At 32.6% G+C, this 12,293-nt stretch carries 15 protein-coding genes and 1 pseudogene; 14 read left to right on the top strand and 2 right to left on the bottom strand.

The annotated features are described in order from the left end of the window. The first annotated feature begins 274 nt into the window (after positions 1 to 274). The 12 genes from ACWA1F_RS10240 to ACWA1F_RS10295 all read left to right on the top strand — a co-directional run bounded on the left by ACWA1F_RS10240 (position 275) and on the right by ACWA1F_RS10295 (position 9,671). Complete coding sequence (locus ACWA1F_RS10240; protein WP_456893663.1) at positions 275 to 736, top strand: RDD family protein; 462 nt, start codon at positions 275 to 277, stop codon at positions 734 to 736. 186 nt (positions 737 to 922) lie between these two features. After that, positions 923 to 1,321: a helix-turn-helix domain-containing protein gene (locus tag ACWA1F_RS10245; protein ID WP_456893664.1), complete on the top strand. Its 399-nt coding sequence runs from the start codon at positions 923 to 925 to the stop codon at positions 1,319 to 1,321. An 83-nt stretch (positions 1,322 to 1,404) separates the two neighbouring features. After that, on the top strand, positions 1,405 to 1,857 hold the full coding sequence (locus ACWA1F_RS10250) for a hypothetical protein (protein ID WP_456893665.1): 453 nt from the start codon (positions 1,405 to 1,407) through the stop codon (positions 1,855 to 1,857). 58 nt (positions 1,858 to 1,915) lie between these two features. Next, positions 1,916 to 2,278 carry a hypothetical protein gene (locus ACWA1F_RS10255; protein WP_456893666.1) on the top strand — a complete coding sequence of 121 codons (363 nt, stop codon included), beginning with the start codon at positions 1,916 to 1,918 and terminating at the stop codon, positions 2,276 to 2,278. Between the two features lie 228 nt (positions 2,279 to 2,506). Continuing rightward, positions 2,507 to 3,667: a DUF1624 domain-containing protein gene (locus ACWA1F_RS10260; protein WP_456893667.1), complete on the top strand. Its 1,161-nt coding sequence runs from the start codon at positions 2,507 to 2,509 to the stop codon at positions 3,665 to 3,667. 80 nt (positions 3,668 to 3,747) lie between these two features. Further along, the gene (locus tag ACWA1F_RS10265; RefSeq protein WP_456893668.1) at positions 3,748 to 4,218 is read left to right on the top strand and encodes a DUF1572 domain-containing protein; all 471 of its coding nucleotides are present in this window, start codon (positions 3,748 to 3,750) and stop codon (positions 4,216 to 4,218) included. A gap of 225 nt (positions 4,219 to 4,443) precedes the next feature. Next, positions 4,444 to 5,631, top strand: coding sequence for a hypothetical protein (locus tag ACWA1F_RS10270; RefSeq protein WP_456893669.1), 1,188 nt, complete (start codon positions 4,444 to 4,446; stop codon positions 5,629 to 5,631). 155 nt (positions 5,632 to 5,786) lie between these two features. Then, a complete protein-coding gene (locus ACWA1F_RS10275; protein WP_306158766.1) occupies positions 5,787 to 6,113 on the top strand; it encodes an ArsR/SmtB family transcription factor in 327 nt (108 codons plus the stop codon). Continuing rightward, the gene (locus ACWA1F_RS10280) at positions 6,103 to 6,606 is read left to right on the top strand and encodes an SRPBCC family protein (protein ID WP_456893670.1); all 504 of its coding nucleotides are present in this window, start codon (positions 6,103 to 6,105) and stop codon (positions 6,604 to 6,606) included. Before ACWA1F_RS10275 ends, ACWA1F_RS10280 begins: the two co-directional genes overlap by 11 nt. Before the next feature lie 29 nt (positions 6,607 to 6,635). Continuing rightward, positions 6,636 to 7,136 (top strand): SRPBCC family protein, encoded by a 501-nt coding sequence (locus ACWA1F_RS10285; protein ID WP_456893671.1) that lies wholly within the window; start codon positions 6,636 to 6,638, stop codon positions 7,134 to 7,136. A gap of 92 nt (positions 7,137 to 7,228) precedes the next feature. Further along, the gene (locus tag ACWA1F_RS10290) at positions 7,229 to 8,098 is read left to right on the top strand and encodes an alpha/beta hydrolase (RefSeq protein ID WP_456893672.1); all 870 of its coding nucleotides are present in this window, start codon (positions 7,229 to 7,231) and stop codon (positions 8,096 to 8,098) included. 319 nt (positions 8,099 to 8,417) lie between these two features. Next, positions 8,418 to 9,671 (top strand): porin family protein, encoded by a 1,254-nt coding sequence (locus ACWA1F_RS10295; RefSeq protein WP_456893673.1) that lies wholly within the window; start codon positions 8,418 to 8,420, stop codon positions 9,669 to 9,671. Between the two features lie 60 nt (positions 9,672 to 9,731). Here ACWA1F_RS10295 and ACWA1F_RS10300 read toward each other — a convergent pair. Further along, positions 9,732 to 9,848, bottom strand: a pseudogene (locus tag ACWA1F_RS10300) (magnesium chelatase subunit ChlI family protein); the annotation flags it as partial. A gap of 58 nt (positions 9,849 to 9,906) precedes the next feature. Between ACWA1F_RS10300 and ACWA1F_RS10305 the strand changes: the two are divergent. Continuing rightward, positions 9,907 to 11,412: a recombinase family protein gene (locus ACWA1F_RS10305; RefSeq protein WP_456893674.1), complete on the top strand. Its 1,506-nt coding sequence runs from the start codon at positions 9,907 to 9,909 to the stop codon at positions 11,410 to 11,412. Between the two features lie 29 nt (positions 11,413 to 11,441). Here ACWA1F_RS10305 and ACWA1F_RS10310 read toward each other — a convergent pair whose 3' ends face one another. Next, a complete protein-coding gene (locus ACWA1F_RS10310; RefSeq protein WP_456893675.1) occupies positions 11,442 to 11,699 on the bottom strand; it encodes a helix-turn-helix domain-containing protein in 258 nt (85 codons plus the stop codon). 117 nt (positions 11,700 to 11,816) lie between these two features. On the opposite strand from ACWA1F_RS10310, the gene ACWA1F_RS10315 reads away from it, so the two are divergent. Next, the gene (locus ACWA1F_RS10315; protein WP_456893676.1) at positions 11,817 to 12,275 is read left to right on the top strand and encodes a hypothetical protein; all 459 of its coding nucleotides are present in this window, start codon (positions 11,817 to 11,819) and stop codon (positions 12,273 to 12,275) included. Positions 12,276 to 12,293: the final 18 nt, after the last annotated feature.

Raw genomic sequence — 12,293 nt, forward strand, 5'->3', positions numbered from 1 at the left:
GATTTCTGATTTTAGATTTTAGATTTTTTGAGTTGCGATTGTCAGGCTGAGCGAAGTCGAAGCCCACGCAAGTTTGTCATTTCGACCGAAGGGAGAAATCTCCGCAAGAAACTCTGCAAAGTTTTTGGAATTTGGAATTTATATAATTTGAGAATTAATACTAATTTGGGTGTGTCCCTCCGGGTCGGGCTTTCGGCTATATCCCTCACGCTTAAAAAAAATATCAAATATTAATTTTTTATAAATTATGTTTGTATCAACTTAAATCCAAAAAATGACCCCAGAACAAATTGCTACAAAACCAAATCTTAAAAAAAGAATTCTTGCCGGATTAATTGACTATTCAATAATACTTGGAGTAACTCTAGTTATGTTTCTGTACTTTGGCAAAAAAACCGAAACTGGTTATGAACTGCAAGATTTTCCTGCATTACTCAATTGGTTAATATGGTTTGGCTATATGGTTGGATTTGAAGTGAAATTTGGAGCAACACTTGGTAATCAAGTATTTGATTTACGTGTGATTTCTATAAAAGATAGTAAAACGACAAGCTTGACCATCGGTCAGTCCTTTCTGAGACATTTATTTGATATTCTTGATTTATGGTTTTTCGGGCTTTTAGGAATATTGCTCATAAAAAACACCAAATATAACCAAAGACTTGGAGACTTATGTGCCAATACAATTGTGGTTGACACAAAAGACAGTGAACAGTTTTATAAAAGATTTGCTTAACCAAACACCGTTAGCGCGGATTTGCAATCCGTGCCCGTAAAGATGAGCACACTCTTCTTCATTGATTCTCTTTGTGGGCACGGATTACAAATCCGCGCTAACGATTCTAAGAAAGTTGAACTTCACACTTATTTAGATAAGAAAAACCGTATTTTTGTTTCAGAAAAAATTAAATACCTTTGAATTATGAGCACAGCAACAAAACCAAAACATATTGGCAGAAATATCAGCCGAATTAGAGAGCTAAAAGGTATGAAGCAGGAAGCGCTTGCAATAGCAATTGGTGTTAGCCAGCAATATGTTTCTACTATTGAAGCAAGCGAAACTGTTGATAAAGAAAGACTTTCTGAAATTGCAAAAGCACTTGGAGTTACAATTGAAGCAATTGAAAATTTTTCTGAAGAATCTGTTTTTAATTTCTTTAATAATTTTTACGATAATAGCTCTAGTGCTCAAGGAAGTGGCGATAACAATAATCATTGCACTTTCAATCCTTTAGATAAAGTTGTAGAACTTTACGAACGTTTGGTTCAGGCCGAAAAAGACAAAGTTGAATATTTAGAAAAATTGCTAAAAGGGAAATAATCCGACAAAATAAATTTTACAAAGCACAAATATCTTATGATTTTGTGCTTTTTTTGTAAAACCAAATCAAACCCCAAAATCAAATGAAATCCACAATTACTTTATCAACCCTACTCCTACTATTTACAATAAATACTTTCAGCCAAACCATCGCTGATTTAAAACTAAAACCAAAAGAAATTCCGAAAGGCGGTTATATGGTAAGCGACGGAAATATCTGCATTACGCCACAAGCCTGCACTTTTTATAATGATATTGAAACTTATGCAAACATTGTCGGAACGGTAAAAAGTAAATCCATTCAGAGTTTTAAAAGTAAAGCAGACCGCGGTTCTATTATGTATTTTGAGTTTGAACACGTTTTTAAAGGCGATAGATTCCTTCAAGGATTATTGTGGGGAAAAGCCGGTGAACCAACAGCTGAACATCCTGAAGAATATTTGGCAAAAGGAAAATTTCTTGTTATTTGGAGTTTACAGCCAGATAGTCCGCTAAAAGAGAAATCGGAAGCTAAAGTCGAAGCGATTTTAGAATAAATACCTAATCTCAACTTCATTTTAAATGAGTAATTTTGTTCATTAAAAAATATTCAAAATGAAACTGCAAGTACGAATTCTGTTTTACTCTATTTTATTCTTTTTATATTTAACTCTAACTCAATTTATATTATCATTGGGTGCAATTATAAAAACAGATCCTTACATCACTTTAGGTTGTGGTTTTGCGGTTTTAAATCTTATTTATGCTTTTTTTGGTTTGAAATGGAAACCTATTTTAAATATAATCTGCGCTGTCGGAATCGCAGCTTTGGCTTTATTTCTGGCTTTGCAGTTTACCAATTTGCATTTAGTTATAGATTACGATCCGTATCAGGTAAAAACGGCCATATTTGCCAATGCTGTTTTTTCTATTATTTTTTGGGAAGTTTTGTATCAGATAAAGGTAAGAAAACAATAATATATTCAATTGCCGACAGCTTTAGCTGGCGGAAAAATACAGGACGAAATAGGCTTTAGCCAAACTCTAAAAGTTTGGCTAAAGCCTTTTCTTTTTTCACTAACCACATCTCCAGCTAAAGCTGGAGGCAATTCACTTTTTTATTTACAACTTTATCGCTCTATTAGAATTAAATAAACTTAAAAAATAATTCATTAGTTTTACTTTAAGTATTTAAAAATCAAACTCATGAAACGACAGCCATCAATAGACATTGTCCGCGGAATTGTAATGATTATTATGGCGCTGGACCATGTTCGGGATTTGATGCATGTCGATTCGATTACCCAAAGTCCGACCGATTTGGCGACAACTTCTCCATTATTATTTTTCACAAGATGGATTACGCATCTGTGCGCGCCAATTTTTGTCTTTCTAGCGGGAACTTCCGTTTATCTTTCACTTCAAAATAAAAATAATCTTGCTGAAAAAAGACAGGATTTAATCAAAAGAGGATTTTGGCTAATTTTCCTCGAATTTACCGTTGTCAATTTCGGATTGTTCTTTGATATTGGTTTTCATACACTATTATTTGAAGTCATCGCCGCGATAGGTTTTGGTTTTATAATTCTAGGATTATTATTAAGAATAAGTTCCAGAACATTAGGGATTATTGGCCTAATAATAATTGTTTGTCATAACCTTCTGCCTGTAATTCCGTTTGCCGAAAACTCGATTGTAAAAGCTATTTTATCACCTTTTTTTGCACCAGTAGTTTTTCCTTTTCCAGAAAGAGCTTTTATAATGGGCTATCCTCCGATTCCGTGGCTCGGAATTATGCTGATTGGTTTTGCAACAGGAAAATTCTTTGCGTTGGAAGCAGAAAAAAGAAAACGACTTTTTATCAAAATAGGTCTAAGTTCATTGACTCTATTTGTTATCCTCAGATTGATTAATGTTTATGGCGATCCTGCCTTATGGACTTCGCAGAAAGATTCGATGTTTACCTTTTTGTCTTTTATGAATATTACCAAATATCCGCCTTCTCTTCTATTTTGCTTCGCCACTTTAGGCGTAATGTTTTTACTTCTGGCTTTTGCAGAACAATTTCAAAACAGCATTAAAAAAGTGACTTTGGTTTACGGAAAAGTGCCTTTGTTTTATTTCGTCATTCATTTTTATGTCATTCATATTCTCACGCTAATCATGCTTTTTTCCCAAGGTTTCAATTGGTCACAATTTGAATTTGCTTCAGGAACTTTTGGCAGACCTAAAAATTTAGAAAGCGGACTGCCTCTTTTGGCTATTTATTTGATCTGGATAGCTGTAGTGGCATTACTTTATAAACCTTGTCTGTGGTTCGGAAAATACAAAGCCGAAAATCAACATTGGTGGCTGAAATATGTTTAGATTCATATCTCGATATAAAATTTTATTTAAACTTAATGCAAATGGATTCAGCAAGTATAAACTTTTAAACTATTTTGAATATGAAAAACTCAACAGAAATCGCAAATCGTTTTAGAGAAGTTATTTTAAACGGAACTTGGATTGCAAATACCAATTTTAAAGATCAGCTCAAGAATCTAGATTGGAAAATTGCGGTGAGTCCTGTTGAGAATTTAAATACAATTGCGGTTTTGGCGCAGCATATTCATTATTACATCAACGGGATCAATCACGTTTTTAAAGGCGGAACTTTGGATATAAAAGACAAATTTAGTTTTGATTTTCCGCCAATTCATTCGCAAGAACAATGGAATGCTTTTCTGAATCAGTTTTGGAATGATGCCGAAGAATTTGCTTCTCTAATAGAAAAAATGCCTGATGAAAAACTCGATGAAGGTTTTGTAGTTGTTAAATACGGAACTTACAGAAGAAATATCGAAGCTATGATTGAACACAGTTATTATCATTTAGGCCAAGTGGTTTTGATTAAAAAGTTATTGCTAAAAGTCTAGAGCTTTCGAAAGTCGTTTTTATGTTTGTTATAAAAAACTAAACTTCTAATCTAGCCCCGATGGGAGCGGCATCCTTTTATGGCGGGGTTCGCCATAAAAGATATAGCGGACAGCGGGACAGGTGCTTCCTATGAAAAACAGCTTTTCTGCTCCTTAAATAAATTAGAAAAAGGCATAGTTGTTGAAAGTTAAAAAAGATATATTTACACCTTCAAAAAACAGACTATGCAAAAAATTACTTTTCTATTTTCTATATTGTTTTTGGCCTTTTCGTCTTGCGGGGTAAAAACAACACAATCAATGCTTAGCGACGGAAATTATGATGGAGCAATTGATCGTGCTGTTGAAGCACTTCGCACCAAAAAGGATTCTAAAGGGAAACAAGATTATGTGTATTTACTGGAAGAAGCTTTTGCAAAAGCGAAGGATCGTGATAGTCGCAATCTGGAAATGCTGAATAAAGAGAACAATCCTGCAAATGCTGAGCGAATTTATAACACTTATTTACAGCTAAATAACCGTCAGGAAAAAATTAGACCACTTCTGCCCTTGTCTTTATTGAAACAGGGGAAAAATGCCAATTTTCCTTTTGAAAATTATTCTACAGAAATTGTAAATAGCAAAAATGCACTTTCTAAATATTTGTACGAGAACGCTTCGGCTCTTTTGAAATCGAATAATAAAATGGATTTTAGAAAAGCTTATGATGATTTTGCTTATTTGGAAAGTATTAATCCAGGCTACAAAAACACTAAAAAGCTGATGGATGATGCGCTTTTTAAAGGGACTGATTTTGTGGACGTTTATGCTAAAAACGAAACAAACATGGTGATTCCGAAAGTACTTCAGGAAGATTTGCTTGATTTTAAAACCTACGGATTGAACGATAAATGGACAGTTTATCACAGTTCTAGACAAAAAAACGTGACGTACGATTATAGTCTGATTCTGAGTTTTAGACAGATTGCCATTTCGCCAGAACAGATTAAGGAGAAAGAATTTATCAAGGAAAGACAGGTAAAAGATGGCGTAAAAACACTTTTGGATAGCCGAGGAAGACCTGTAAAAGACAGTTTGGGTAAAGAAATTAAAGTAGATAATTATAAAACGCTTCGTGCAACGGTGTATGAATTCAGGCAATTTAAATCTTGTTTGGTAACGGCAAAAGTTGATTATATAGATTTAAAAAGCAATCAGTTAGTTCAGACTTTCCCAATTAGTAGCGAGTATGTTTTTGAAAATGTTTATTCGACTTATAAAGGAAACAGAGGTGCTTGCGATGATAATTATCTGGCGTATTTTGACAGACGCGCTGTTGCGTTTCCGAATAACGAACAGATGGTTTTTGATACAGGTGAAGACCTGAAAACCAAGCTAAAAGACATCATTGCAAAAAATAAATTTAGAAGATAATTATATAACATACTTATAATGAAAAAGATGCATTTTTGATGCATCTTTTTTTGTTTAAGTTCTTTTCAGCAAAAAAAAAATCTCATTTTTAAATTGCGCAACCAAAAAGTTGCGTATATTTGCAACTGATTAGTTGCTAATTAATGTTTAAAAAAATGAAAAGAGATATTTTTCAAGCGATTGCCGATCCGACGAGAAGGGCAATATTAGTTTTGATTTCTTCGAGTGCATTGACGCCAAATGCCATTGCGGAGCAGTTTCAAACTACAAGACAGGCTGTCTCTAAACACATTAAAATATTGAATGAATGTGATTTATTGGAAGAAAAGAAATTGGGCCGAGAAATTTATTATCAGCTCAAAATTGATAAAATGAAAGAAATCGATCAATGGCTGGAGCAATTTAAGGCAATTTGGGAACAGCGTTTTAGTCAATTGGATCAAGTATTAATGAATTTAAAATCTAAAGAAAATGGAAAGTAATCTATTAATGAATTTTTCGATTGACAAGGAAAACAAAATCGTAAATATTAAACGAGAATTTGACGCTCCTCTTTCGGACGTATGGTCTGCTTGGACAGAAGCCGAAATATTAGATCAGTGGTGGGCGCCGCTTCCGTTTAAATCTGAAACCAAAATAATGGAGTTTAAAGAAGGCGGCAGAAGACTTTATGCAATGGTTGGACCAGAAGATCAAAAACGCTGGAGCACATTTGACTACAGCTCGATCTCGCCAAAAACAAACTTTAAATATGCTGCCACTTTTTGTGACGCTGAAGGAAATCCAAATTCTGAATTTGGAAGTTCATATTGGGATATCAATTTTTCTGAAAAAGGAGAAAAAACTATTGTTGACATCGCCATTACTAGAGACAGTCTGGAAGATTTACTTAAAATAGTTGAGATGGGCTTTAAAGAAGGCATGACGGCAACTATGAAAACTTTGGATACTATTTTTGAAAGTAGAAAGAAATAAAATTAACGTCGAATTAAAATCTTAAGAATATGAAAAATAATCTTTTAATGGATTTTACCGTAAACAAAGAAACGAATACGGTACATGTAAAACGCGAATTTAATGCATCGCTGCCTCAAGTTTGGTCGGCTTGGACAGAACCTCAAATTCTGGATTTGTGGTGGGCGCCAGCTCCGTGGAAATCGGAAACAAAAAGCATGGAATTTAAGGAAGGTGGACGAAGATTATACGCAATGGTTGGCCCAGAAGGTGAAGAACATTGGGCACTTGCCGATTATACTTCGATTGATGCAAAATCGAATGTAAAATGGTTGGATGCTTTTTGCGACAGCGAAGGAAATTTAAACAACGAGTTGCCGCGTTCGGACTGGGATGTTACGTTCTCTGAAAAGGAAGGCTCTACTTTTGTTGATGTGGTAATCAAACACGAAAAACTTTCTGATCTGGAAGCAATACTTCAAATGGGCTTTAAAGAAGGTTTCACTATTGCGATGGAAGGTTTGGATAAAATTTTTGAAGAGAAAGCATAATTATTTCTGAAATCAAAATAAAGGTCAGTGCAAAAAATTTGAACTGCTATTAAATTTGTATTTTCGTTAGATAAAATATTTATTTACTATCAATGAACAGATTTTTTGCTCTGATCTTTTTGCTTATTTGCCACACTACGATATTCAGCCAAAAGAATAAAACTAAAACCGTAGAAACTTCAAAACCTTTTGTATTAGGCGTTATTGACGAAATTCGATCGAAAGAATTAAATGAAAAAAGAATTTTAAACATCTATCTTCCTGAAGGTTATAATCCTGCTGAAACAACAAAATATCCCGTAATTTATTTATTGGACGGTTCTGCTGATGAAGATTTCATTCATATTTCTGGATTGGTTCAGTTTAATAGTTTTGAATGGATCAATCAGGTTCCGAAATCTATTGTTGTGGGAATCGCAACCGTAGACCGCAGAAGAGATTTTACTTTTCCGACTACTGTTGAAAAAGATAAAAGTCGTTTTCCAACTACGGGTCATTCTGATCAGTTTATTGCTTTTATCGAAAAAGAATTACTGCCTTTTATGGATAAAAAATACAAAACCAACGAATCTAAAACCATAATTGGCCAATCTCTTGGCGGATTATTAGAAACCGAAATCTTACTTAAAAAGCCATTTCTTTTTAATAAATATGTTATTGTGAGTCCGAGTTTGTGGTGGAATAATGGTTCTATATTGGATTTGGATTCTGAAATTCTAAATGAGAACTTTAGTCAAAAAACTGAAATTTATATTGCTGTTGGAAAAGAAGGCTTAGCTCCAACTGCAATTCCGCGTGTTATGGAAGTTGACGCTAACTTACTGACAGAAAAACTAAAGGCTTCCAAAAGTAAAAACATCAAAGTCTATTTTGATTATTTTCCTGAAGAAAATCACGGAACGATTCTGCATCCTGCTGTTGCCAATTCTTTTAAGTTCTTTTATCCGCAAGTTAAGGAATAACATATATTAGCATTTAGAAGGTTTATTGTGACGGAGATCAAAATGCTATTTTAATAAATTTAAAACGATCTATTTTGTTTAACCTAAAATCATAAAAGGAAAATTCCTTTTATGATTTTTTTTACTTCAAAACAAAGATATAACTATCTATAATTCAGAAAAAACAATAAAAACCACTTAAAAAATCATTACTTAAAAATCACAAAAAATTAAACAAATACGGTTTCCCGTAAAAATAATTGATCATTTACACATTATATTTGGGCACCACATAAAATAAATATTAACTAAAAAAAAATTAAAATCTCAATTATTTTTAATGAAAAAACAAATTTTATTTACTGCCCTAACTCTACTATTTACTATTACTGGAATCTCCCAAATAGCTTTCGAAAAAGGTTATATCATAACAGAAAACAATCAAAAAACAGAATGTTTAATTGAGAACATGGACTGGAAAAGTAATCCTGTCAATTTTAGATATAGATTATCAGAAGGTTCTCCAATTATTAACGCAGATATTAAAACTGTAAAGGAATTTAGTGTTACTGGCCAAGAAAAATATATTAGATCTACAGTAAATATTGATCGTTCTACCAAAGATCTTCAAACCATGACTACAGAAAAAAATCCTGTTTTTCATTTGGAAACATTATTCCTTCAAACGCTTATGGAAGGAAATGCGTCTCTATATCTTTACGATGACAGTACTGTAAGACGTTTCTTTTATAAAACAAATAATTCTGAAATAAAGCAACTTGTTTACAAAACTTACCTCGCAAGTGGAGATAATGAGCGTGCTAAAGACTACACAGACCAAATTGCAAAAAACAATTATTTTAGAGAACAGCTTTATCTTGATTTGAAATGTGACAATATTCAGCAAAACGAATACGAAACGCTGAGCTATACAAAAAATGCTTTAATGCGTATTTTCGCTAAATACAATAAATGCACTAATTCTGAATTTGTTGACCTTGAAGTAAAAGAAAAAAAAGATCTATTCAATCTTACAGTGCGCCCAAGATATAATAACAGTTCACTAACTATGGACAACTCTATTTTTGAAGGATTAGATTTTGATTTTGGTCAAAAATCAAGCTTTAGCCTGGGAATTGAAGCTGAGTTTATTCTTCCTTTTAACAAAGACAGATGGTCAATTATTATTGAACCTACTTATCAATATTATAAAGGAGAACAAACAATTGCAAGCTCTCAAGTGGTCGGTGGTACTCTTACTGGTAAAGTAGATTATAAATCAATTGAATTACCAATTGGTGTGAGACGCTATTTTTTCATTAATAAGAATACAAAAATATTTGCCAATGGATCACTCGTAATAGATTTCAGTAATAATTCTAAAGCAAGTGTTACAAGAAATGATGGGTCTGAACTAAATAAATTAGAAATAAAATCGGGCATCAATTTCGGTTTAGGGTTAGGTGTGAAACTTATGGACAAGTTTAGCGCGGAAGTAAGATACCAAACTCCTAGAGGGCTCTTGGCTGAAAATCCAAATTGGGGCTCTTCATATCAAACGACTTCTTTAATTGTTGGATATTCTTTCTTTTAATAATTTAATAAGTCATACTAAATAAGCTAATTGACAGTGTTGTCAATTAGCTTATTTATTTTACCCCAACCACCCTTCTCTATCCAAACTTCTATATTGAATCGCTTCGGCAATATGAGACGAAATAATATTTTCTGAATGATCTAAGTCGGCGATGGTTCTCGAAACTTTAATCATTAATTATTATATATCGCTCATTGAAATTTTTTTATACTTTTACAAAAAATAGTAATATATGAAGGCAGTAGCGTATATCAGAGTTAGTACTCAGGAACAATCTTTAGAGAGACAGTATGAAGATGTTGAAAAATTTGCTTCTGAAAAAAACTTAACATTAGTCAAAATATTTGAAGATAAAATCAGTGCTACGAAGACAAAAACGAATCAGAGATTAGGATTTAATGAAATGGAAAAATATCTTCTAAACAATGAAGATATAAAGAATATTTTAGTCTTAGAAATATCTCGACTTGGTCGAAAAAATAGTGATATTCAGAATGTTGTTGATGCTTATTCCGAAAGAGGAATTAATATACACATTAAAGACTTAAATATAACAACACTTGATGATAACGGCATGCGATTGCACGCATCAGATATGATTATCTCAGTTCTTGGTGTAATATCATCTAATGAAACACGTATACTCGGTTCAAGAATACGCTCGGGGAAAATGTCGCGAGCCAAAAAAAACTTAGCTTTTGGAGGTAAAATAATAGGCTATAAGAAAGGAGAAGATGGCACTCCTACGATTGATGAGGTTGAAGCACCAATGATTCGAAGGATATTTGAACTAGCCTCAAACAATCTTGGGATGAGAAATATCTCTACAATGATTGAATCAGAGTTCGGACGAAAAATAGCAATTGGAACACTTAGTGGAATAATTAGAAACACATTCCACAAAGGTGAAAGAAAATATATCGATTTAGATTTAACTGTTCCTGCAATTGTCTCAAAGGATTTGTGGCAAAAAGCAAATGATTCCATTGATAGTAGAAATAAATTTGGAAGTAGAACAAATATAAACACTAACATTGTACAAGGAAAAATCACTTGTGTATGTGGCAGTGTAATGCATCAGAAAGTAATTCCACAAGGAAGACATGATAGTTTCACATGCAAGGATGAAAAATGTAAAAATTCAATCAATAGACCTTGGCTATTTAGAATGGTACGTAGGCTCGTTAATAGGCACGCAGAAAAAACAAAAGACGAAAAAGTTCGTGAAAACTTTAAATTGCAAATACTATCACATAAAGCTAATATTGATCTAAACAATAGAGAAATTGAAAAACTTGAAAACAGGCGAAAAAGAGCGCGAGACCTTTATCTTGATTATGAATATACCAAAGAAGATTACAACGAAATCAAATCTGAAATAACCACAAAAATAGAAGAATGTAATCAACTTAATATTAGACTAAATGAAGTAATCAAAAGCTCAGAGAAAGCACTAACAAAGGATATTGAGCATTTTAGCGAAGACTTAGAGCTATTTAAAAATGAAATCAAAGAAATTATCAACTATATTATTATTGAAAAAGAAGAGGTCTGCATAAAACTTTATGGATGGTCAGAATACTATCTCCCTAAACCAAACCCAATTAAACTTGGTTGGGAAGCAAGAAAACCAGTAAACGAGAGATACCTTGAGGAAAAGCTTCCTAGACATACTTTTACTGATGACGATTTACAAATGATGATAGACGATTATGTAAGGAATTATGCTACAGACTAAAACCATCGCACAACTAACAATCAATCTTTTTAAAGATCATAATCAAAAAGCTCCTTTAAATCTATTTTTAGCGCTAAAGAGAGTTTTATTGATGTAGTTAAAGTTATATTAGTGCGTCCGTTTTCAATTCGAGAAATGGTAGTTTTATCAATAAGGGGCTCAGAGCTTAACTCATTCATAGCAGTTGCCAAATCTAGCTGAGTCATGTTTTTCGATTCTCTAATTTCCTTCAGGTTGATTCCGAATTGCTTAACGTAAAAATCTATATTTATTGACTCTTTTGACATAATTGTCAATAATAGTTTATATATTTATCCCATAGGCAAACATATATGTCAACATCAATTGTGAATTATATCTATATCTAAAAATTGTAAAAACATAAATTATTAAAATTCAAAGAAATGAAAAAATCATTACTACTGTTATTAACATTATTATGCTCATCATTAGTTGATGCTCAAATCATTGACAACAAAACATTAGAACCAAAATTGGTTACAAAAGCATCAATCATGGGAACTACACTGATAGAAGCTAATTGGTATGATAGTTACACTTCCTTTACATTTCAAGATGCCAAATATCAAATTTTAGATGTCCAAGCTAAATTTATATTGACTCCAGAAGAAATTGATTCTTTTTACAATGAAGTTAAAAATCGCTTTAATAAAAATGAATATACAGATAATGAAGGGTTTGTTTTTCAAACTAAAGAAGGTACAGCAGTACATGCTAATTTTAAAAAATCGATGGGAACAAAGTCGCTGTATATCGCAATCTCAAAAAACAACGTAGTCTCTTTAGGAATGTATCTAACACAAAAACAAACTAAGAAACTCTTTAATGATCAATCAAAGTAATAAAAAGCCAAGTTCGCA

This window comes from Flavobacterium erigeronis (genome assembly GCF_054075165.1).

Excerpts from the sequence above, each read along its gene's own strand:
- ACWA1F_RS10310 (WP_456893675.1), bottom strand. The coding sequence starts at position 11,699 with ATGTCAAAAGAGTCAATAAATATAGATTTTTACGTTAAGCAATTCGGA.
- ACWA1F_RS10295 (WP_456893673.1), top strand. The coding sequence starts at position 8,418 with ATGAAAAAACAAATTTTATTTACTGCCCTAACTCTACTATTTACTATT.
- ACWA1F_RS10250 (WP_456893665.1), top strand. The coding sequence starts at position 1,405 with ATGAAATCCACAATTACTTTATCAACCCTACTCCTACTATTTACAATA.
- ACWA1F_RS10315 (WP_456893676.1), top strand. The coding sequence starts at position 11,817 with ATGAAAAAATCATTACTACTGTTATTAACATTATTATGCTCATCATTA.
- ACWA1F_RS10305 (WP_456893674.1), top strand. The coding sequence starts at position 9,907 with ATGAAGGCAGTAGCGTATATCAGAGTTAGTACTCAGGAACAATCTTTA.
- ACWA1F_RS10280 (WP_456893670.1), top strand. The coding sequence starts at position 6,103 with ATGGAAAGTAATCTATTAATGAATTTTTCGATTGACAAGGAAAACAAA.
- ACWA1F_RS10285 (WP_456893671.1), top strand. The coding sequence starts at position 6,636 with ATGAAAAATAATCTTTTAATGGATTTTACCGTAAACAAAGAAACGAAT.
- ACWA1F_RS10260 (WP_456893667.1), top strand. The coding sequence starts at position 2,507 with ATGAAACGACAGCCATCAATAGACATTGTCCGCGGAATTGTAATGATT.
- ACWA1F_RS10275 (WP_306158766.1), top strand. The coding sequence starts at position 5,787 with ATGAAAAGAGATATTTTTCAAGCGATTGCCGATCCGACGAGAAGGGCA.
- ACWA1F_RS10240 (WP_456893663.1), top strand. The coding sequence starts at position 275 with ATGACCCCAGAACAAATTGCTACAAAACCAAATCTTAAAAAAAGAATT.
- ACWA1F_RS10245 (WP_456893664.1), top strand. The coding sequence starts at position 923 with ATGAGCACAGCAACAAAACCAAAACATATTGGCAGAAATATCAGCCGA.
- ACWA1F_RS10265 (WP_456893668.1), top strand. The coding sequence starts at position 3,748 with ATGAAAAACTCAACAGAAATCGCAAATCGTTTTAGAGAAGTTATTTTA.
- ACWA1F_RS10270 (WP_456893669.1), top strand. The coding sequence starts at position 4,444 with ATGCAAAAAATTACTTTTCTATTTTCTATATTGTTTTTGGCCTTTTCG.
- ACWA1F_RS10290 (WP_456893672.1), top strand. The coding sequence starts at position 7,229 with ATGAACAGATTTTTTGCTCTGATCTTTTTGCTTATTTGCCACACTACG.
- ACWA1F_RS10255 (WP_456893666.1), top strand. The coding sequence starts at position 1,916 with ATGAAACTGCAAGTACGAATTCTGTTTTACTCTATTTTATTCTTTTTA.